1 protein-coding gene is annotated in these 429 nt (G+C 56.4%); it reads right to left on the bottom strand.

Annotation, left to right across the window (positions count from 1 at the left end; all coding sequences use genetic code 11):
* On the bottom strand, positions 1-429 hold a 429-nt coding region (locus HLG76_RS14690), incomplete at both ends, for a contractile injection system protein, VgrG/Pvc8 family (RefSeq protein ID WP_254877716.1).

Raw genomic sequence — 429 nt, 5'->3', positions numbered from 1 at the left:
GGTAATCAATGCCATCGGCTTGCGCCGCTTGTTGGAAGCTGTAGCGCGGTTTTTTAAAGCTGTAGTCTTTTAACGCCGTGTGGCTAGGCTGCGCCGCGGTGTGACGTGTCAGGCCATCGATATACGGCGTATCGGTACGACCGCCGCTGACAGCATTATAGGGTACCGGACTGTCAAGCTGGGGCAAGCTGTCGGGCGCATCAGTCACTATCAGGGTATGGATGGTGGCGTCGTGCTCATGGTGATACACCAAGCCCTCTTCTGCCGCTAAGCGGTGGAAGAACGCCAAGTCACTTTCACGGTGCTGGACACAGTATTCGCGCTCGGCATAGTCACGGGTTAGCGAGAAGCTCACCTCCGTCACCCCCATTTCCGTGAGCAGGGTTTCTAGAATAGTCGGCACGGTTTGGTGCTGGAAGGTACGACTGT

Source organism: Salinivibrio sp. EAGSL, from assembly GCF_013366455.1.
GTDB classification, from domain to species: domain Bacteria; phylum Pseudomonadota; class Gammaproteobacteria; order Enterobacterales; family Vibrionaceae; genus Salinivibrio; species Salinivibrio costicola.
Note: the sequence above shows the minus strand (reverse complement) of the source record. Positions and strands in the feature narration are given on the sequence as shown.